This is a genomic window from Streptomyces bugieae, from assembly GCF_036352915.1.
GTDB classification, from domain to species: Bacteria; Actinomycetota; Actinomycetes; order Streptomycetales; family Streptomycetaceae; genus Streptomyces; species Streptomyces endophytica.
Genome location: NZ_JAZBJP010000007.1, coordinates 59,150 through 79,184 on the forward strand (window position 1 = coordinate 59,150; position 20,035 = coordinate 79,184).

Annotated in this window: 17 protein-coding genes; 7 read left to right on the top strand and 10 right to left on the bottom strand. The window is 68.8% G+C overall.

Going from position 1 to position 20,035, the window contains the following annotated elements; all coding sequences use genetic code 11:
• Positions 1-29: 29 nt before the first annotated feature.
• Positions 30-2,264: a DUF6049 family protein gene (locus V2J85_RS15660; protein ID WP_330821923.1), complete on the bottom strand. Its 2,235-nt coding sequence runs from the start codon at positions 2,262-2,264 to the stop codon at positions 30-32.
• Between the two features lie 330 nt (positions 2,265-2,594).
• On the opposite strand from V2J85_RS15660, the gene V2J85_RS15665 reads away from it, so the two are divergent.
• Positions 2,595-4,073 (top strand): CCA tRNA nucleotidyltransferase, encoded by a 1,479-nt coding sequence (locus V2J85_RS15665; RefSeq protein ID WP_261956688.1) that lies wholly within the window; start codon positions 2,595-2,597, stop codon positions 4,071-4,073.
• 218 nt (positions 4,074-4,291) lie between these two features.
• Here V2J85_RS15665 and V2J85_RS15670 read toward each other — a convergent pair whose 3' ends face one another.
• The 4 genes from V2J85_RS15670 to V2J85_RS15685 form a co-directional block, all read right to left on the bottom strand.
• Positions 4,292-4,864, bottom strand: a complete 573-nt coding sequence (locus tag V2J85_RS15670; protein WP_261956687.1) for an LppU/SCO3897 family protein — start codon at positions 4,862-4,864, stop codon at positions 4,292-4,294.
• Between the two features lie 110 nt (positions 4,865-4,974).
• Positions 4,975-6,234: an MFS transporter gene (locus V2J85_RS15675; protein ID WP_261956686.1), complete on the bottom strand. Its 1,260-nt coding sequence runs from the start codon at positions 6,232-6,234 to the stop codon at positions 4,975-4,977.
• Between the two features lie 78 nt (positions 6,235-6,312).
• Positions 6,313-7,395: an inositol-3-phosphate synthase gene (locus V2J85_RS15680; RefSeq protein ID WP_261956685.1), complete on the bottom strand. Its 1,083-nt coding sequence runs from the start codon at positions 7,393-7,395 to the stop codon at positions 6,313-6,315.
• 46 nt (positions 7,396-7,441) lie between these two features.
• Entirely contained in the window at positions 7,442-8,122 is a 681-nt protein-coding gene (locus tag V2J85_RS15685; protein WP_261956684.1) for a PadR family transcriptional regulator, read from the bottom strand.
• A 361-nt stretch (positions 8,123-8,483) separates the two neighbouring features.
• Here V2J85_RS15685 and V2J85_RS15690 point away from each other — a divergent pair, with 361 nt between their 5' ends.
• Positions 8,484-11,141 (top strand): transglycosylase domain-containing protein, encoded by a 2,658-nt coding sequence (locus V2J85_RS15690; RefSeq protein WP_410011306.1) that lies wholly within the window; start codon positions 8,484-8,486, stop codon positions 11,139-11,141.
• A 131-nt stretch (positions 11,142-11,272) separates the two neighbouring features.
• A complete protein-coding gene (locus V2J85_RS15695; RefSeq protein ID WP_330821924.1) occupies positions 11,273-12,754 on the top strand; it encodes a glycosyltransferase family 87 protein in 1,482 nt (493 codons plus the stop codon).
• Between the two features lie 90 nt (positions 12,755-12,844).
• On the opposite strand, the gene V2J85_RS15700 is transcribed toward V2J85_RS15695, so the two are convergent.
• The 3 genes from V2J85_RS15700 to V2J85_RS15710 all read right to left on the bottom strand — a co-directional run bounded on the left by V2J85_RS15700 (position 12,845) and on the right by V2J85_RS15710 (position 15,517).
• Positions 12,845-13,876 carry an alanine racemase gene (locus V2J85_RS15700; protein ID WP_330821925.1) on the bottom strand — a complete coding sequence of 344 codons (1,032 nt, stop codon included), beginning with the start codon at positions 13,874-13,876 and terminating at the stop codon, positions 12,845-12,847.
• Between the two features lie 65 nt (positions 13,877-13,941).
• Positions 13,942-15,060: a lipid II:glycine glycyltransferase FemX gene (locus V2J85_RS15705; RefSeq protein WP_261956681.1), complete on the bottom strand. Its 1,119-nt coding sequence runs from the start codon at positions 15,058-15,060 to the stop codon at positions 13,942-13,944.
• A 139-nt stretch (positions 15,061-15,199) separates the two neighbouring features.
• A complete protein-coding gene (locus V2J85_RS15710; protein ID WP_261956680.1) occupies positions 15,200-15,517 on the bottom strand; it encodes a hypothetical protein in 318 nt (105 codons plus the stop codon).
• Positions 15,518-15,744: 227 nt separating this feature from the next.
• On the opposite strand from V2J85_RS15710, the gene rpsF reads away from it, so the two are divergent.
• The 4 genes from rpsF (at position 15,745) to rplI (ending at position 17,512) form a co-directional block, all read left to right on the top strand.
• The gene (rpsF, locus tag V2J85_RS15715) at positions 15,745-16,035 is read left to right on the top strand and encodes a 30S ribosomal protein S6 (RefSeq protein ID WP_006604399.1); all 291 of its coding nucleotides are present in this window, start codon (positions 15,745-15,747) and stop codon (positions 16,033-16,035) included.
• An 82-nt stretch (positions 16,036-16,117) separates the two neighbouring features.
• The gene (locus V2J85_RS15720) at positions 16,118-16,702 is read left to right on the top strand and encodes a single-stranded DNA-binding protein (RefSeq protein WP_261956679.1); all 585 of its coding nucleotides are present in this window, start codon (positions 16,118-16,120) and stop codon (positions 16,700-16,702) included.
• Positions 16,703-16,810: 108 nt separating this feature from the next.
• Positions 16,811-17,047, top strand: a complete 237-nt coding sequence (gene rpsR / locus V2J85_RS15725; protein ID WP_003978893.1) for a 30S ribosomal protein S18 — start codon at positions 16,811-16,813, stop codon at positions 17,045-17,047.
• Between the two features lie 18 nt (positions 17,048-17,065).
• Positions 17,066-17,512, top strand: coding sequence for a 50S ribosomal protein L9 (rplI, locus tag V2J85_RS15730; protein ID WP_069573178.1), 447 nt, complete (start codon positions 17,066-17,068; stop codon positions 17,510-17,512).
• 92 nt (positions 17,513-17,604) lie between these two features.
• On the opposite strand, the gene V2J85_RS15735 is transcribed toward rplI, so the two are convergent.
• Positions 17,605-18,438, bottom strand: coding sequence for a trypsin-like serine peptidase (locus tag V2J85_RS15735; RefSeq protein WP_261956678.1), 834 nt, complete (start codon positions 18,436-18,438; stop codon positions 17,605-17,607).
• Positions 18,439-18,512: 74 nt separating this feature from the next.
• Entirely contained in the window at positions 18,513-19,850 is a 1,338-nt protein-coding gene (locus V2J85_RS15740) for an MATE family efflux transporter (protein ID WP_261956677.1), read from the bottom strand.
• Positions 19,851-20,035 lie beyond the last annotated feature (185 nt).

The following is a 20,035-nucleotide window of genomic DNA, read 5'->3' on the forward strand; positions in this document are numbered from 1 at the left end:
AGTCGCCGGCCATCCGGCCCCGCCATCTATCAACGGTCCACTTTCTCACCTGAGCCGGACGGCTCGGAGTTTTCCGAACCGGTGTCCGGCGCGGGGTCACTCGGCTGCTCGGGCTCGTCTCCGTCCGTGCCGCCGTCGTTGCCGTCCGTGCCCGCCGTGCCTTCGGAGCCGTCATCGGGGCCGTCCTCCTCGGGCCGGCTGCCCGCCCGCTTGCGCTGGAGGTAGATCCGTACGCCGGCGAGCACGAGCAGCAGCACGCCGCCCGCGATGACGAGCATCACCGTGGCGGTGATTTCCGTGACGTTCACCTGGAACGTCATGGGCTCACCGTAGGGCTTGCCGTCCGAGGTGTAGAGCTGGGCGGTCACCCAGGCCCGGCCGTTGGCGTTGGCGGTGGTGTCGAACTTGAACGACTGGCTGTGCCCGCCGTCCACCGAGATCTGCTGCGACTTGCCCACGTCGAGCCGGTTGGGCTGGGAGGACGTGAGCCGGAGCGTCATGTCCTTCACGCCCTGGAAGAGGTTGTTCTGGACCGTCACCGGAATCGTGGCGCTGCGCCCGGAGAGCGTGGCCTCCGACTTCTGGATCAGGTGCACCTTCGTCGTCAGGTTGTCGAGGTAGTTGCGCACGGAGTGGCGGAAGCCGGCGGCACCGGAGCGGTCGCCGCGCCACTGCGTCGACATCTCCCGCATTATCGCGTTGCCGAACGGGGTCACCACCCGCTCCGGCTGGGCCAGGATCGGCTGGAAGTCCTCCAGCGCCGACTGCGTGCCCTGGATCTGCCGGAACGCCTCGGTGGGGAGCTCCTGCCGGCGCAGCGAGGCCGGGTAGGAGGCGCCGCTCGGCACCTGGCGGGTGGCCGCGGGGTCGGGCTTGGCCTTGGCCGCGGCGCCGAGGTTCTGCGCCTGGGTCCAGCGGCCGGACTCGTCCAGTTCGCGCAGGGCGGTGGCCATGGCGTGCGCCTGGCTGGCCGACGGCATCCGCTGCGGCGCGACGACGACGCTGCGCTGCCGGTCCGGGTCCTGCAGGCCGATCATCTGGGTCTGGGCGAGGAATTCCTGGACCGCGTGCGTCGCGTTCGCCGCCTTCGACATGTCGCCCTCGAAGGCCCGGGAGAGCTGTGCGTCCGCCACGATGGCGGTGTTGCCGCCGCCGATGGGACGGGCCGCCGTCGGGGTGTACGACAGCCGGCCGGCGTCCCGGAGGCTGTCGCTGCGGGTGATCACGTTGTGCGCGCCGGCCGAGGTCGCGACATCGACGATCGAGCGGTCGATGGCGCCGTCGACGGGCCAGGCGAAGTCCGTACGCGGCTTGACCCCGAGGATCGTGTCCACGGTCTTGTCGGCGAGGTCGGTGGCCGGCCCGAGGTGGCCGAGCGCACTCGGCACGCCCTTGCCGTGGTGGGCGAGCGAGGCCAGGTCGGGGTCGGCGAAGGGCAGCGCGACCACCTGGTGCGACTTCACCGCCTCTTCGAGCTCGTGCAGCCACTGTTTGGCGACCGCCTGGTTCTTCCCCATGGGGCCGTCCGGGCCGTTCACCCGGTACGACTTGGTCATCGCGTCGACGGTCGCGAGCAGGTCGGGGTCGATGACGAAGGTCACCGGGAGGTTCTTGCCGAGCGCGACCATCTTCTGCAGCCGGCCGCCGGGGGCGAGCTCGGCGGCGAGATCGTCATTGCGGAAGACCGGGGTCTGCTGGGTGTCGGCGTCGGTCTCCGCCGTGAGGTGCGTGGGCGAGATCAGCGGCCACATGTAGGTGAGCTGCGTCTTCTTGTCGGCGGCCGCGGACTGCCAGGGCAGGAAGGTCCGGTCGATGCCCAGGAGCTGGTCGTACGGCGAGGCCTGGGAGTGCCCCGACAGAGAGACACCGATCTGGTACACGCCGTCATCGTTGAGATCGAGGTCCTTGACCGGGACGCTCAGGCTGAAGGGGCGGCTGGCACCGGCCTCCAGCTTGTCGATCTTCTCCGTGTGGCCCTTGATCTCCTCGCCGTCCACGCTGGGCAGATAGCCGGTGCGACGGGAGGCCGTCTCGATCGAACTGCGGTTGCCCAGCGCGTCGCCGCGGTGCATGCCGACGTGCGCGTCGGTGATCGTGCTGTGGCTGTCGTTGGTCAGGGTGCCGGAGACGGTGACGGTGTCGCCCTTGCCGGGGGCCGACGGAGACATGGAGTCGATGGACACGTCGACCGCGTGCGAGTCGGCCGCGGCGGCCTGCGCGGAGGGGGCGTGCGGGGCCTGGAGCAGTCCCACGAGCAGGGGCACTCCAGTGACGAGTGTCACGGTCCTGCGCAGCCATCGACCACGCGGCCGTTCAGTCCCCTGGAACCCTGCCGCCTCGGCCAATCGACCACGCGGCCGTTCAGTCCCCTGGAACCCTGCCGCCTCGGCCACGCGCTCGCCCGTCCCTCGTCGTCGTCAGTGGTCGTCGGAATGTGCGTCCACGAATGGTAACGAGACCCGCCGCGGAGGAGTGCCGGGGACTGCTCCACATGATCGCGGAGCCGACGGCCGCCCGACCGGCCTGTCCCCTTTATTACCTGCGCCTTTATTGCGTGGCGCTTCGCGCGGCGCGGCCACGTACCCTGTTCTGTTGTGCCGAACGCCAACAATGACCTCCCTGCCCCGCACGCCGAGCGGGCCCCGCAGTCGACGAACGCGTTGAACCACGTACAGCGCCGCGCCGTGAGCGAGCTCCTGCGGGTGTCCCCCGTCGCGGACGACCTGGCCCGCCGATTCCAGGAGGCCGGGTTCACACTTGCCCTGGTCGGCGGCTCGGTCCGGGACGCGCTGCTCGGCCGGCTCGGCAACGACCTGGACTTCACCACCGACGCACGCCCCGAGGACGTCCTGAAGATCGTCCGGCCGTGGGCGGACGCGCTCTGGGAGGTCGGCATCGCCTTCGGCACGGTCGGCTGCAAGAAGGACTCGTTCGACATCGAGGTCACGACCTACCGCTCCGAGGCGTACGACCGCACCTCCCGCAAGCCCGAGGTGTCCTACGGCGACTCCATCGAGGACGACCTGGTGCGCCGGGACTTCACGGTGAACGCGATGGCGGTCTTCCTGCCGCAGAAGGAGTTCGTCGACCCGCACAACGGCCTGGAAGACCTTGCCGCCCGCGTGCTGCGGACGCCCGGTGCGCCGGAGGACTCGTTCTCGGACGATCCGCTGCGGATGATGCGGGCGGCCCGGTTCGCCGCCCAGCTGGACTTCGAGGTCGCACCCGAGGTCGTCGCCGCGATGAAGGCGATGTCCGACCGCATCGACATCGTCTCCGCGGAGCGGGTCCGGGACGAGCTGAACAAGCTGATCCTCGCGCCGCACCCGCGCAAGGGACTGCGGCTGCTCGTCGACTCCGGCCTGGCGGACCGGGTCCTTCCCGAGCTGCCCGCGCTGCGCCTGGAAAGTGACGAGCATCACCGTCACAAGGACGTCTACGAGCACTCGCTCACGGTGCTGGAGCAGGCGATCGACCTCGAAGAGGACGGTCCCGATCTGGTGCTGCGACTGTCGGCCCTGCTGCACGACATCGGCAAGCCGCGGACGCGCCGGTTCGAGAAGGACGGCCGGGTTTCCTTCCACCACCACGAGGTGGTGGGCGCGAAGATGACCAAGAAGCGGATGGCCGCGCTGAAGTACTCCAACGACATGATCAAGGACGTCTCGCGGCTGGTGGAGCTGCATCTGCGCTTCCACGGCTACGGCACGGGCGAATGGACCGACTCGGCGGTCCGCCGCTATGTCCGTGACGCCGGCCCGCAGCTGGAGCGGCTGCACAAGCTGACGCGTTCGGACTGCACGACCCGCAACAAGCGCAAGGCCGGTGCCCTGTCCCGGGCCTACGACGGGCTGGAGGAGCGCATCGCGCTGCTGCAGGAGCAGGAAGAGCTCGATGCGATCCGTCCGGACCTGGACGGCAACGACATCATGGAGATTCTGGGTCTGCGGCCGGGCCCCGAGGTGGGCAAGGCGTACAAGCAGATGCTGGAGCTCCGGCTGGAGCACGGGCCCATGGAGCGCGAGGCGGCGATCGCCGCGCTGAAGGACTGGTGGGCCACGCAGCAGGGCTGATGTTTCACGTGAAACGGCCGGACGGCCGACCGGGTGCGTCGTTTCACGTGAAACGAGCGGACCGCGGACGGCTGCCACGTTTCACGTGAAACGAGTGGACGGTCGTCCGGTGTCATGTTTCACGTGAAACGTGGCGCAGACGACTGGGGGCGTAGACGACTGGGGCGGTGTTTCACGTGAAACACCGCCCCAGAGCCGTCGTCAGGAGACGGAGTGTGCTACTTCGTCGGGGTCAGGCAGAGCACCATGGCCGTGTCGGCCCGTCGACGGCGGTGCACCGTCTTGACGTAGGCGTCCTCGCCGGCGGAGCACACGGTCGGGTCCGAGGTGCCGTCGTGCACCTTGGAGACCTTGTACTGGGCCTCCCCGCTGCTGCAGTCGACCACTGCGAGCCCGTCGTCGAGTGAACTGCTGGACTTCTTCACGCAGTCGCCGGCCTCGGCGTTGCTGGCGTCGTCGCGGCTGGTGAACCAGAAGAACGCGAAGGCGGCCAGAACGAAGACGATCCCGATGCCCCGCAGAATCGACTTGGCGGAACGGGTCTTGGCCGGGCGGGGCGGCGGTATGGGAGCGCCGGGCTGCACATAGGGCTGCTGCGGCTGTGCCGGGTACCCGGGCTGCGGCTGGCCGTAGGGCGCCTGCGGCTGCTGGGGATAGGCGTACCCGCCCTGAGGCTGGCCGTACGGTGCCTGGGGAGCCGGTGGCGCCTGCGGATACGGGTTCTGGCCGTAAGGCTGCTGCCCGTACGGCGCCTGGCCGTACGGATTGGGACCCGGCGGCGGCATGGTCATGGAACTCCCCCGATTTTGTTGTGTACAGGCTTGTGTGGGACGCCCGTAAGGTACCGGGTCCCGGCGCCCACCGCAGGGACGGTGCCCTACGGGCCGGGGGAGGACGGGGCCTAACTCCGTCGAAAGCGGGCCATTGCCGCGGCGACCAGCCCGTAGATGACCGTCACCATCCCGAGCAGCGCGGCCGATCTGCCGTCCGGCGGCAGCATGAGGGCGGCCACCGCGGCGGCGCCGACGAAGGCGACGTTGAAGAGCACGTCGTACAGGGCGAAGATGCGCCCGCGGAAGGCGTCGTCGACCGACGACTGGACGACCGTGTCCGTGGAAATCTTGGTGCCCTGGGTGCCGAGGCCGAGCACGAACGCGGCGGCCAGCATCGGCCCCGGCGTGAAGAAGAGGCCCAGCGCCGGCACCAGCACCGCGCCTCCGAGGGCACAGCAGGCGATCCAGCCGAACGCGGTGAGCCGTCCCACCGCCCAGGGAGTGACGACGGCGGCGGCGAAGAATCCCGCCCCCGAGACCACGACGGCGATACCGAGCAGCGCCAGGCCCTCGGACTCGGTGTCCGACCAGGCGTACCGGCACAGCATCAGCACCATGACCGTCAGCGCCCCGTAACAGAAGCGGATCAGGGTCATCGCGGCCAGGGCGCGGGCCGGCACACGCCGCTGGGCGAGATGGCGCAGGCCTGCCGCGAGGCCGCGGACGGTGCTCAACAGGGCCTCGCCCAGGCCGGGTTGGAGCTGCGTCGGGTCGGGGCCGAGCAGCTGCGGCGTCATGCGCAGGGCGGTGAGCGCCGAAAGGAAGTAGAAGGCCGCGGCGAGCAGCACCACGAACGCATCCACGTCGGGGCCGGCCAGCCGGATGGCGAAGGCCAGCCCGCCACCGGCCGTCGCGGCGAGCGTCCCGGCCGTCGGGGCGAGCGAGTTGGCCATGACCAGTTGCTGTTCACCGTCGACCACGCGGGGCAGCGCGGCCGAGAGCCCGGCCAGGACGAAGCGGTTCACCGCCGTGACCGAGAGGGCCGAGGCGTAGAAGAGCCAGTCGGGGACCTTCGACACGATCAGCGCCGCGGTGGCCATGGCGAGCAGCGTCCGCAGCAGGTTCCCGTACAGCAGGACCTGACGGCGCCGCCAGCGGTCGAGCAGTACGCCGGTGAACGGCCCGAGGAGCGAGTACGGGAGCAGCAGGATGGCCATGGCGGAGGCGATGGCCGCGGGCGAGGCCTGCTTCTCCGGTGAGAAGACGACGTAGGTGGCGAGCGCGACCTGGTACACGCCGTCGGCCGCTTGGGAGAGCAGCCGTGCGGCGAGCAGCGAACGGAAGTCGCGTAGCCGGAGTAATACGCGGAGGGCGCGCACAGCATGCATGGGGCACAGCCTCACACAGCCCGCAGGCCCCCGGGTGGAATACCCGGGGGCCTGCGAAGGGTGGTGGCGACCGGCGCCTCAGCGCTCGACCTCGCCCTTGATGAACTTCTCGACGTTCTCGCGGGCCTCGTCGTCGAAGTACTGGACCGGCGGGGACTTCATGAAGTACGAGGACGCGGAGAGGATCGGGCCGCCGATGCCGCGGTCCTTGGCGATCTTCGCGGCACGCAGCGCGTCGATGATGACGCCCGCGGAGTTCGGGGAGTCCCAGACCTCGAGCTTGTACTCCAGGTTGAGCGGAACGTCGCCGAAGGCGCGGCCTTCGAGGCGGACGTAGGCCCACTTGCGGTCGTCCAGCCAGGCCACGAAGTCCGAGGGGCCGATGTGGACGTTGTCCTCGCCCAGCTCACGGTCGCGGATCTGCGAGGTGACCGCCTGGGTCTTGGAGATCTTCTTGGACTCCAGGCGCTCGCGCTCGAGCATGTTCTTGAAGTCCATGTTGCCGCCGACGTTCAGCTGCATCGTGCGGTCCAGGATGACGCCCCGGTCCTCGAAGAGCTTGGCCATGACGCGGTGCGTGATGGTGGCGCCGACCTGCGACTTGATGTCGTCACCGACGATCGGGACACCGGCCTCGGTGAACTTGTCCGCCCACTCCTTGGTGCCGGCGATGAAGACCGGGAGGGCGTTGACGAAGGCGACCTTGGCGTCGATGGCGCACTGGGCGTAGTACTTCGCGGCGTCCTCGGAGCCCACCGGGAGGTAGCAGACCAGCACGTCCGCCTGGGTGTCCTTGAGGACCTGGACGATGTCCACCGGAGCCTCGGCGGACTCCTCGATGGTCTGGCGGTAGTACTTGCCCAGGCCGTCGAGGGTGTGGCCGCGCTGGACCTGCACGCCGGCGTTCGGCACGTCGCAGATCTTGATGGTGTTGTTCTCGCTCGCGCCGATGGCGTCCGCGAGGTCGAGGCCGACCTTCTTGGCATCGACGTCGAAGGCGGCCACGAACTCGATGTCACGCACGTGGTACTCGCCGAACTGCACGTGCATGAGGCCGGGCACGCGGCTGTCCGGGTCGGCGTCCTTGTAGTACTCGACGCCTTGTACCAGCGAGGCGGCGCAGTTGCCCACGCCGACGATGGCTACGCGAACCGAACCCATTCCGGTTGCTCCCTGTGTTCTCGATGAGGCACTGCACCGCAGTGCCTCATGTGGTGGTGTCATCGGACGGATCCGGCCGGGATCCACCCCGGTGCCGGGGCAGGCCGCCCGTATCTCCTGACTGGTTCTTCTTGTTCTGCGCTGCGGGGTCCGGAGCGCGATGGTCGCGTCCGGCACGCTCACTCTCGATGAGCCCGTTCAGCCAACGGACCTCACGCTCCACGGACTCCATGCCGTGGCGTTGCAGTTCGAGGGTGTAGTCGTCCAGCCGCTCGCGGGACCGGGCCAAGGAGGTGCGCATCTTCTCCAGGCGCTCCTCCAGCCGGCTGCGGCGGCCTTCCAGTACACGCATCCGTACGTCCCGCGACGTCTGGCCGAAAAATGCGAAGCGGACGCCGAAGTGCTCGTCCTCCCACGCATCCGGACCGGAGTGGGCGAGCAATTCTTCGAAGTGTTCTTTGCCCTCTGCGGTCAATCGGTAGACGATCTTGGCCCGCCGCCCGGTCAGCGCCGCGGCGGGAACACCCTCCGCGTCACCGTCCGTCTCCTCGGTGAGCCAGCCGTTCGCGACCAGCGCCTTGAGGCAGGGGTAGAGGGTGCCATAGCTGAACGCACGGAACACCCCGAGCGACGTATTGAGCCGTTTACGCAGCTCATAGCCGTGCATCGGGGATTCACGGAGCAGGCCGAGGACGGCGAACTCAAGGATGCCGGAACGTCTGCTCATCCTCCGCCTCCTCGGCCCGGTGCGTTCTTTATGTCGTCCTGATGTATCGACTCGATACATCCAGACGATAGAACGGCCCCTGGGGCGGAACAAGAGGGGGGACGGTGAACGGCGTCACATCACTGATTCGTGCCATCCAACCTGACTGATTTGGAGTGAATTTCAACACTGGGCAGGTTTTGGCCGTGCGTAGTCTGTGCGGCATGCAGACTGCCGGGAACCGCGGGCCGATATCAGACGTCCCCGTCCTCGGTGTAGTGCGGCTCGCGCCTCTGGGGTGGGCCGCGCATCGGGGGGACCTGAAGACAACTGCCGCCTTCAGGCGACGAGATAGCGCGCCTGCCCGAGGAGTATCCGTTCCATGAGCGAGCACCGTCGCAAACCGCCACAGCCGCAAAGTGGCGGACGTGCCGCGGCCCGACGCGCCGCACAGCAGTCAGGGTCAGGGCGTCGTGCCGCCCCTACGCATGGCTCTGCTGCCGGCCCCACCCCTCCTTCCGGCCCGCCCGGGCAGGAGCCGAGGCAGGGCGGGCGGGCCGAGGCCCGCAGGGCCGCCCAGCGCGGCGGCCGCCGCCGGGCGCCCGACGCCGCAGCCATGGGCTCCGGTGGTGGCGGCCGCGGAGGCCGCCGCGGCGGTGGCGGTGGTGGCCCCGAGGGAGGTCGCGGCCGCGGTCGTGACGGCGGCGGCCCGCCCGGCAAGAAGCGGTTCATCGACTATCCGCGTGCCAACAAGTTCGGCTGGCGGCGGTTCGTCCCGTCCTGGAAGCAGGTCGCCACTCTGTGTGTCGGCTTCCTCGGCCTGATGGTCGGTGCGGCCGGTGTGGCGCTCGCGATGGTCAAGGTGCCGAGTGAGAGCGACGCGGCGAAGTCGCAGAACAACGTCTATCTCTGGGCCAACGGCAAGGTCATGGCCCGCGACGGTGAGACGAACCGTCAGAACGTGACGATAGATGAGATCCCGAGGTCGATGCAGAATGCAGCGATCTCGGCGGAGAACGCGTCCTTCCGCACCGACTCCGGTGTCGACCCGATGGGTATCGCCCGCGCCGTGGTGAACATGGCCAGGGGCGGTGAGACCCAGGGTGGCTCGACCATCACGCAGCAGTACGTGAAGAACGCGATGCTGAGCCAGGAGCAGACCCTTGACCGCAAGTTCAAGGAGCTGTTCATCGCGATCAAGGTCGGCTGGAAGATGGACAAGCCCCACATCCTGCAGGGCTACCTGAACACCAGCTACTACGGCCGCGGCGCGTACGGCATCCAGGCGGCGGCGCAGGCGTACTACGGCAAGGACGCGAAGAAGCTGACGCCGGACGAGGGGGCCTTCCTCGCGGCTGTCCTCAAGGGCGCGAACCTCTACGACCCCGCGGGCGGCACCGGGCCGGGTGCGACGGCGGCGGAGAACACCAAGCGCGTCAAGGCCCGCTGGTCGTGGATCCTGGACCGCGAGGTGGCCAACCACCTCATGCCGAAGGCACAGCGGGCCAAGTACACGATGGATCGCTTCCCGAAGCCCATCCGGCCGAAGCCCGTGGCCAGCAAGAGCGGTCAGATCGGCTATCTGATGGACGTCGCCAAGAAGTACGTCCTGCGGCACGCCAACATTCCCGAGGCCCGGTTCGACAAGGGCGGCTACACGATCCGGACGACCTTCGACGAGAAGAAGACCCGGGAGCTGGAGGCCGCGGTCAAGAAGGTCGACAAGCGCTACATCGACCCGAAGAAGCGGGAGAAGGACAAGTTCGTCCAGTTCGGTGGCGCGTCCGTGGTGCCGGGAGACGGCAAGATCGTCGCCCTGTACGGCGGTGAGGGCTACGACAAGGGCCACTTCAGCAACAACGCCGACACCTTCGGTGTGCCGGTCGGCTCGACCTGGAAGCCGTTCGTCCTGGCGGCGTCGATGAAGTACGGCGTCCCCAAGACCCGGCCCGAGGGGCTCTCGCCGGACAGCCTCTACAACGGCAACGACCACCTCAAGGTGAAGGACGCACAAGGCAACTTCGTCCTGAAGAGGGACAACTCGCCCTTCTACCAGGAGAACGAGAGCAACCATCCCTGGGGCTACATCTCGCTGGTCAAGGCGATGGAGCAGTCCGTCAACACGCCCTTCGTCCAGCTGGGCATGGACGTCGGCATGGACAAGGTCCGGGACATGGCGCAGGCCTGCGGCATCTCCGAGGCCAGCTTCGACAAGCACCTCAACCCGTCCTTCGCGCTGGGCACCTCCACACCGAGTGCGATCCGCATGGCCGATGCCTATGCGACGTTCGCCGAGTCGGGCACCAAGGTGGAGCCCTACTCGGTGACCAAGGTGACGTCGGGGGGCCTGGACGTGCAGGGCTTCGATAAGCCCAAGCAGGAGACGGCGATGGACTCCAACATCGCCAACAACGTCACCAAGGTCCTGAAGAACGTCATCCAGAACGGCACCGGCAAGGCGGCCCGCCGCCTGAACATGCCGGCCGCGGGCAAGACCGGTACCACCGACGAGAACAAGTCGGCCTGGTTCGTCGGCTACACCAAGCAGCTCTCGACGGCCATCACGATGTTCCGTGAGGACGCCCAGAACCCGCGTCAGCTGTCCATGAACGGTGTCGGTGGCTTCGACTCGATCCACGGTGGCGCACTGCCCACCGAGGTGTGGACCGAGTACATGCTGCAGGCGATGAACGGTGTCACCCCGGAGGACTTCCCCCCGGCGACGCCCATCGGGCAGAAGGCGGACGAGGCGGGGATGCCGGCCCCGACGCCGACGCCCACGCCGTCCGACACCCCGTCGGCGACCCCGTCGGACAAGCCCACCGAGTCCGCTCCCCCGAGCGACAGCCCGAGCCCGTCGCCGACCGACACCTGCTCGCCGTTCGACCCCACCTGCCGGAACACCGGCGGTAACGCCAACGGTGGAGGAAAGGGCGGCGGCACCGGTGGACCGGGCGGCAGTACCGGAGGCACGACTCCGACACCGGATCCCACGGATGCCAACGGCGGTGGAGGCATCTTCGGCGGTCCCCAAGGCTGACCCCGCGACCGTTTCACGTGAAACAGCGCCATGTTTCACGTGAAACGGAGGAGCCGACGAAGCCCCCGCCCGGCTTGACCGGGCGGGGGCTTCGCCATGTTCTGCCCCTGCTCGTACGGCAGGATGGGCCCATGACGAGCGTGCGACAGGACGAGCCGGTGCGGCCGACGAAGCGGGACGAGGTGGCGGCGGCCGGCAGCGAGCTGATCGGAGGGCCGTTCGGCCGGCACGCGCTGTTCGGTACGCACTGGCTGACGCCGGTACGCGTCATCGCGCTGGTCGCGATCGGGATGTTCGCGCTCGGCATGGTGCAGAAGCTCCCCTGCTACAACGGCGGCTGGTTCTTCGGCGCCACGAGCCAGTACACCCATGCCTGTTACTCCGACATCCCCCATCTCTACGCCGGCCGCGGCTTCGCCGACGGGCTCATCCCGTACTTCGATCGGCTGCCCGGCGACATGGAGTATCTGGAATACCCCGTGCTGACCGGCGTCTTCATGGAGGTCGCTTCCTGGATGACGCCGCACAGCGGGGACCTCCAGTTCCGCGAGCAGATCTACTGGCTGGTCAACGCCGGGATGCTGATGATCTGCGCCGCCGTCATCGCGGTGTGCGTGACCCGCACCCACCGGCGGCGTCCCTGGGACGGCCTGCTGGTGGCGCTGGCGCCCGCCTTCGCGCTCACCGCCACCATCAACTGGGACCTGCTGGCGATCGCCCTGACGGCGGCCGGGATGCTGATGTGGGCCCGCAGCCGCCCGCTGGCAGCCGGCGTCCTGATCGGTCTGGCGACCGCGGCGAAGCTGTACCCCGTGCTCCTGCTGGGGCCCCTGCTGGTGCTGTGCTGGCGGGCGGGGACCTGGCGCGCGTACGGCAAGGCGGTGGCGGGCGCGGTGGCGTCCTGGCTGATGGTGAACCTGCCGGTGATGATCACGCACGATGCGACGGGCTTCCACATCCGCGAGGGCTGGGCGAAGTTCTACGTCTTCAGCCAGCAGCGGCCCATCGACTTCGGTTCCGTCTGGCTGCTGATCTCCCAGCGCACCGGCGCCGCGCTGGAGAACGCCAACACCTACGCCACGCTGCTGATGATCCTGGGTTGCGGCGCCATCGGCCTGCTGACCCTCTACGCGCCGCGCCGGCCGCGTTTCGCCCAGCTCGCCTTCCTCGTCGTGGCGCTGTTCATCCTCACCAACAAGGTCTACTCCCCGCAGTACGTCCTCTGGCTGACCCCGCTGGCCGTGCTGGCCCGGCCGCGCTGGCGGGACTTCCTGATCTGGCAGGCCTGCGAGGTCATGTACTTCCTCGGGATCTGGATGTACCTCGCGTACACCGGCAACGGCGACAAGCACCAGGGGCTGCCGCCGGAGGGCTACCAACTGGCCATCGCGCTGCATCTCCTGGGCACTCTCTACCTGTGCGCCCTGGTCGTCCGGGACATCCTCATGCCGGAGCGCGACGTGGTCCGCAGGGACGGTGACGACGACCCGTCGGGCGGTGTCCTGGACCGCAGCCCCGATGCGTTCGTGCTCGGGCGGGCGTACCACCCGCCGCGCCACGCGGTGCACTTCGAGAAGGCACCGCGGGTCCGCTGGGGCGTGGCGCGCGACTGAGCCTGTTGGCCCCCATGAGACGGGCCCGGTGCCGCAGAGGGGATCTGCGGCACCGGGCCCGTCGTCCGTCCGGTGGGGCTGCTGTCCGGCTCAGCGGTCCACGAGGCGGTCGTACTGCGTCGTGGTGTGCCGCAGATGGGCCACCAGCTCCTCGCCGACCTGCGGCTGCGGCGCGTCGGCCGGCACGAACAGGATCGAGACCTGCATGTGCGGCGGCTCGGCGAACCACCGCTGCTTGCCGGCCCAGAGATACGGCGCGAGGTTGCGGTTGACGGTCGCCAGGCCGGCCCGGGCGACTCCCTTGGCGCGCGGCATCACGCCGTGCAGCGCCTTGGGCGCCTCCAGTCCCACGCCGTGCGAGGTGCCGCCGGCCACCACGACCAGGTAGCCGTCGGAGGCCGCCTTCTGCTGGCGGTAGCCGAAGCGCTCGCCCTTGGCGACCCGGGTGACGTCCAGCACCGATCCGCGGTACTCGGTGGCGTCGTGGTCGCCGAGCCAGAGCCGGGTCCCGATCCGGGCGCGGAACCGGGTCTGCGGGAACTGCTGCTGGAGACGGGCGAGTTCATTGGCCTTGAGGTGGCTGACGAACATGGTGTGCAGCGGGAGGCGGGCGGCCCGCAGCCGGTCCATCCAGCCGATGACCTCCTCGACCGCGTCGGACCCGTCGGCGCGGTCCAGCGGCAGGTGGATCGCGAAGCCCTCGAGCCGGACGTCCTCGATGGCCGTGGCCAGCTTCGGCAGGTCCTCCGGCTTGACGCCGTGCCGCTTCATGCTGCTCATGACCTCGATCACGACCCGGGCGCCGACCAGGCCGCCCACGCCCTCGACCGAGGAGACCGAACGGATCGCCCGGTCGGGCAGCGGCACCGGCTCCTCGCCGTGCCGGAACGGCGTCAGGACGAGCAGGTCACCGCTGAAGTAGTCCTTGATGTGGGCCGCTTCGTAGGTCGTCCCGACCGCGAGAATGTCGGCGCCCAGGCGGGTGGCCTCCTCGGCGAGCCGCTCATGGCCGAAGCCGTAACCGTTGCCTTTGCAGACCGGGACCAGCCCGGGGAACTGCTGGAGAACGCTCTGCTGATGCGCCCGCCAGCGCGCGGTGTCGACGTAGAGGGTGAGCGCCATGGCCGGGCCCGGAACCTTTCTCGTGGCTGGGGTGTGTCAGGAGTACGGACGGTGCGGTGGAGCGGTCAGCGGCGCGACATGTAGATGTCGAGCGCCTTGTGCAGCAGCTTGTTGAGCGGGAAGTCCCACTCACCGAGGTACTCAGCTGCCTGCCCGCCCGTGCCGACCTTGAACTGGATCAGGCCGAAGAGGTGGTCGTTCTCGTCCAGCGAGTCGCTGATGCCGCGGAGGTCGTAGACCGTGGCGCCGAGCGCGTAGGCGTCCTGCAGCATCTTCCACTGCATGGCGTTGGAGGGCCGGACCTCGCGGCCGATGTTGTCCGAGGCGCCGTAGGAGTACCAGACGTGCCCGCCGACGACGAGCATGGTCGCCGCGGAGAGGTTCACGCCGTCGTGGCGGGCGAAGTACAGCCGCATGCGGTTGGGGTCCTCGCTGTTGAGGGCCGTCCACATGCGCTGGAAGTAGCCGAGCGGCCGCGGGCGGAAGCGGTCGCGCTCCGCGGTGATCTCGTAGAGCCGCTGCCATTCGGCCAGGTCGTCGTAGCCGCCCTGGACGACCTCGACGCCGGCCTTCTCGGCCTTCTTGATGTTGCGGCGCCACAGCTGGTTGAAGCCCTTGTGGACCTCCTCCAGCGAGCGGTCGGCCAGCGGCACCTGGAAGACGTAGCGGGGCTGGACGTCACCGAAGCCGGCGCCGCCGTCCTCGCCCTGCTGCCAGCCCATCCGCCGCAGCCGGTCGGCCACCTCGAAGGCGCGCGGCTCGATGTGCGTCGCCTCGACGTCGCGGAGCCGCTTGACGTCCGGGTTCTGGATGCCCGACTTGATCGCGGCCGCGTCCCAGCGGCGGATGATCACCGGCGGGCCCATCTTCACGGAGAAGGCGCCCTGCTGCTTGAGGTGGCTGAGCATCGGCTGCAGCCAGTCCTCCAGATTCGGCGCGTACCAGTTGATCACCGGTCCCTCGGGCAGATACGCGAGGTAGCGCTTGATCTTGGGCAGCTGGCGGTAGAGCACCAGGCCGGCACCGACCAGCTCACCGCTCGCGTCGAACCAGCCCAGGCTCTCCGAACGCCATTCGGCCTTCACATCCGCCCAGGCCGGAACCTGCATGTGGCTCGCCGCGGGCAGGCTCTGGATGTATGCCAGATGCTGCTCTCGACTGATGGTCCTCAGGGTCAGGCTCATGCGGGGCGCTCCTCGGCAGGTGTGTCCCCTTGTTCGGGGCTCCGGCTCTCGCGCCGAAGCCTACTGTGGCCGGGGAGCGCCCCGTCTGGGCCATACGCGCCGGGGCCCCGTATGCCGCAGTGGCACCGGGGCCGGGCGGCTATCCGATGACGCCTCCGAAGAGGCCGCCGTGCGCCATGCCGAGGAAGAAGCCGAAGCCTGAGGCTCCGAGGCCGATGATCAACAGGAAGCGCTCACCCGTCGTCGACGAGATGAACTGTCCCCACAGGCCGGTGCCGATTCCGACCAGGCCGACCCAGGAACTGACCAGATGCAGACTGGGAGAAAGTGTGGTGAAGGCGGCGATCGCGCCGAGCACCACGGTGACAAGGGCGAAGGTGTTCTCTACGGGATGGTCCTTGCCGTCGCTGTTGAGAAGCGAGAGCAGACTGCGCTGGATCCTGGCTGCCTGTGCCATGCGGCACCTCCCATGACAGGGCGGCGCTCTGTAACGCCGCTCACACCCGTTGTGTTCCAGATTGGGGGGTGTACCGGGCGGATTTCAACCGGAAGACTTCAGGCAGGTACTGTGTACCGTCTGCGCCTATGTCTGCCCGGTGACCGGTCCGGCTCGGCGCGGAACGCATATGACCCTCCTGCCACGGAACGACCGTGGCCGCTGAGTCCAAAGGAGGTGGGTTCACCATGCGTCACTACGAGGTGATGGTCATCCTCGACCCCGATCTCGAGGAGCGCGCTGTCTCCCCGCTGATCGAGAACTTCCTCTCCGTCGTCCGTGAGGGCAACGGAAAGGTCGAGAAGGTCGACACCTGGGGCCGTCGTCGTCTCTCGTACGAGATCAAGAAGAAGCCCGAGGGCATCTACTCGGTCATCGACCTGCAGGCCGAGCCTGCGGTCGTCAAGGAGCTCGACCGTCAGATGAACCTGAACGAGTCGGTCCTCCGGACCAAGGTTCTCCGTCCCGAGACCCACTGAACGCGTCAGCGTCCAGCGGTAACCGGGTCCGAGTAGCAGCAACACCAGCAGCCAGCAGCACACCCGCCGAGAGGTTCCCCTAATGGCAGGCGAGACCGTCATCACGGTTGTCGGCAATCTTGTCGACGACCCCGAGCTGCGCTTCACCCCGTCCGGTGCGGCGGTCGCGAAGTTCCGCGTCGCGTCCACTCCCCGCACCTTCGACCGTCAGACCAATGAGTGGAAGGACGGCGAGAGCCTGTTCCTGACCTGCTCGGTGTGGCGCCAGGCGGCCGAGAACGTCGCCGAGTCCCTGACGCGGGGTACCCGCGTGGTCGTCCAGGGCCGCCTCAAGCAGCGGTCGTACGAGGACCGCGAGGGCGTGAAGCGCACGGTCTACGAGCTCGACGTCGAGGAAGTGGGCGCGAGCCTCAAGAACGCCACGGCCAAGATCACCAAGACCAGCGGTCGCGGTGGCCAGGGCGGCGGCTTCGGCGGCGGTCAGGGCGGTGGCCAGGGTGGCGGCGGCTGGGGCGGTGGCCCCGGCGGCGGCCAGCAGGGCGGCGGCGCTCCCGCCGACGACCCGTGGGCGACCGGCGGACCTTCTGGCGGTGGCCAGCAGGGTGGCGGCGGTGGTGGCTGGGGCGGCGGCTCCGGCGGTGGCTACTCGGACGAGCCGCCCTTCTAAGTCCGCATCGGCTCGGCGCTGCGCTGTTTCACGTGAAACAGCGCCGTGAAACGGGCGGCGGCCTTGAGGGCGTCAGCACAAACTTCTTGAACTCACTGGAGAGAGACAATGGCGAAGCCGCCTGCTCGCAAGCCTAAGAAGAAGGTTTGCGTGTTCTGCAAGGAGAAGATCTCCTACGTCGACTACAAGGACACGAACCTGCTGCGGAAGTTCATCTCCGACCGCGGCAAGATCCGTGCCCGTCGAGTGACCGGCAACTGCACGCAGCACCAGCGTGACGTCGCCACGGCCGTGAAGAACAGCCGTGAGATGGCGCTGCTGCCCTACACGTCCACCGCGCGATAAGGGAAGGGTGACCGACAAATGAAGATCATCCTCACCCACGAGGTCTCCGGCCTCGGCACCGCCGGTGACGTCGTTGACGTCAAGGACGGGTACGCCCGTAACTACCTGGTTCCGCGTGGTTTCGCGATCCGCTGGACCAAGGGTGGCGAGAAGGACGTCGAGCAGATCCGCCGCGGTCGCAAGATCCGCGAGATCGCCACGATCGAGCAGGCCAACGAGGTCAAGGGCCAGCTTGAGGGCGTCAACGTGAAGCTGGCCGTGCGTGCCGGCGACGCGGGCCGCCTGTTCGGTTCCGTCACCCCGGCCGACGTCGCTTCGGCGATCAAGGCTGCCGGTGGTCCGGACGTCGACAAGCGCCGCGTCGAGCTGGGCTCGCCGATCAAGACCCTGGGCGCGCACCAGGTCTCCGTGCGTCTGCACGCCGAGGTCGTCGCGAAGCTGGGCGTCGAGGTCGTCGCCGCGTAATCGCAGCACCGAGCCGAAGGGCCGCACCCCGTCCTGGGGTGCGGCCCTTCGCCGTACCGGTCCCGCGGTCGCCGTGGCCGACGGCGGCGGGTTCAGTCGTCGTCCTGGGCGCGTCTGTAGAGCGCGGCGATGTCGTCGTCGAAGTACGCCGCGTAGGAGACGTCGTCCTGGTCGCCGCCGCCTTCGTGGCCGCCGAGGACACCGATGACCGTGCCGGTGTGGCTCTTGGGGTCGTAGTCGGCCAGCCAGGGGCTGCCGCTCGTACCGCCCTCGAAGTCGGTGCACTGGATGCGCATCTGGGTGTCGCTGTACTTCGTGGTGCGGTTCTGGCAGGAGATCGGGGTGTCGCGGCTGGTGGGATAGCCGGTGATCTTGACTTCGTTGTCGAAGCCGCGGTCTATGCCGAGGGTGTTGCCGCCCAGGACGTCCTGGATGTCCTTGCCATCCTTCTTGTCCAGGATGAGGAAGGCGACGTCGAGGTCCTCGTCCTGCGACTTGACCCAGCGATCGTCGAGGATCACCTTCTTGACCTTCCACAGGCCGGTGGGCTCGTCGCCGTCGCGGTAGTCGGGGGCGAAGACGAGGTCGTCGACCGTGCTTCCGGCCTCGGCGTCGAAGGCGCAGTGCGCGGCCGTGATCAGCATGTTCCGGCCCGGGCTCTGCACCACGCTCGCGGTGCAGAAGTGATCGCCGGAGTCGTTCTTCTCGAAGACGACGCCGACCCGGGCGTTCTGCTCGGTCCGGCGGGGGGTGTACGCGTTGCCGTCATCGGCCGGTGCGGTCGCCGCGGGGTCCTGGTCCTGCGGGTCCTGACCCGACTCGCCGGACTTGCCGAAGCTGCTCCGCCCGCTGGCTCTGCTGCTGGTATGGGACTCGTCCGAGGCGTATCCCGCCACGGCAGCGGCCATGACGACGACGAACGTCATGGGCAGCAAGGACCTTCTGGCAAGCGAGCGCACCCCGTCATTATCGACAAGCGCGGAGTGTTGCGGGAGATGCTTCAGCGAGAGGCTCCGGTCACAATCCACCGGCCGGACCGGGTGCGCAGCAAGAGCGTGAGCATGCGGACGGTCATCATCAAGGCCATCGTCCACCACAGGGCCACCAGACCGCCGCCGACAGCGGGCACGGCGAGCGCGGCCGGAGCGAACAGGGCCAGCGTCACCACCATCGCCCCGGCGAGATACGGCCCGTCCCCCGCGCCCATCAGGACGCCGTCGAGGATGAAGACGACGCCGGAGACCGGCTGGGTCACGGCGACCACCAGGAGCGTGGTCAGCAGCGGGTCCCGTACGGCGGGGTCGGAGGTGAACAGCGGGATGAACAGGGGGCGGGAGAGGACGACCAGGAGCCCGAGGACCAGACCGGCGGCGATGCCCCACTGCACCATGCGGCGGCAGGCGGCCCGGGCGCCGGCCCGGTCCCCGGCGCCGAGGTAGCGGCCTATGATGGCCTGCCCGGCGATGGCTATCGCGTCCAGCGCGAAGGCCAGCAGGTTCCACAACGTGATCACGATCTGATGGGCGGCGACCTCGGCGTCGCCCAGCCGGGCGGCGATGGCGGTGGCGATCATCAGCACCGCGCGCAGCGAGAGCGTACGGACCAGCAGCGGCACGCCGGCTTGGGCGGAGGCGCGGATGCCCGCCGCGTCGGGGCGCAGCGAGGCGCCGTGCCGGCGCGCGCCGCGGACGACGACGGTGAGGTAGACGGCGGCCATGCCGCACTGGGCGATGACGGTGCCCCAGGCGGAGCCGGCGATGCCGAGGCCGGCGCCGTAGACCAGTCCGACGTTCAGTGCGGCGTTGGCGGAGAAGCCGCCGATGGCGACGTAGAGCGGGGTCCGGGTGTCCTGGAGGCCGCGGAGCAGGCCGGTGGCGGCCAGCACCATGAGCATCGCGGGGATGCCGAGCGCGCTGATGCGCAGGTACGTCGTGGCGTACGGCGCGGCGGTGCCGGAGGCGCCGAAGGCCTCCACCAGCCAGGGGGCGGTGGGCAGCACGGCGGCGATGACCGCGGCCCCGAGCAGCAGGGCGAGCCAGATGCCGTCCATGCCCTGGCGGATGGCGGCGGGCAGATCGCCGGCGCCGACCCGGCGGGCGACCGCGGCGGTGGTGGCGTAGGCGAGGAAGACGAAGACGGAGACGGCGGTGGTGAGCAGCCCGGCGGCGATACCGAGGCCGGCCAGCTGGGAGGTGCCGAGGTGGCCGATGACGGCGCTGTCGACCATGACGAAGAGGGGTTCCGCGACCAGGGAGCCGAAGGCGGGCACGGCAAGGGCGATGATCTCGCGGTCGTGGCGGCGGGCGATGCGCCGCGGGGTCGCGGGAGCCTGTGTCATGCACTCAATCTAATCTTCCACAGGTAAGAGATGCAAACCCTTTGCACTCCTTACTTTCCGTGCTCCGGCGCCGTCTCCTCCGTGCCGTTTGTCGCGATCTTGAACAGGCGGTGGAAGTTTTTCTCCCCCACAGCCTATGGATGAGAAAACCGCAGGTCAGGGCGGTGTGCACGGGGTGATTGTGT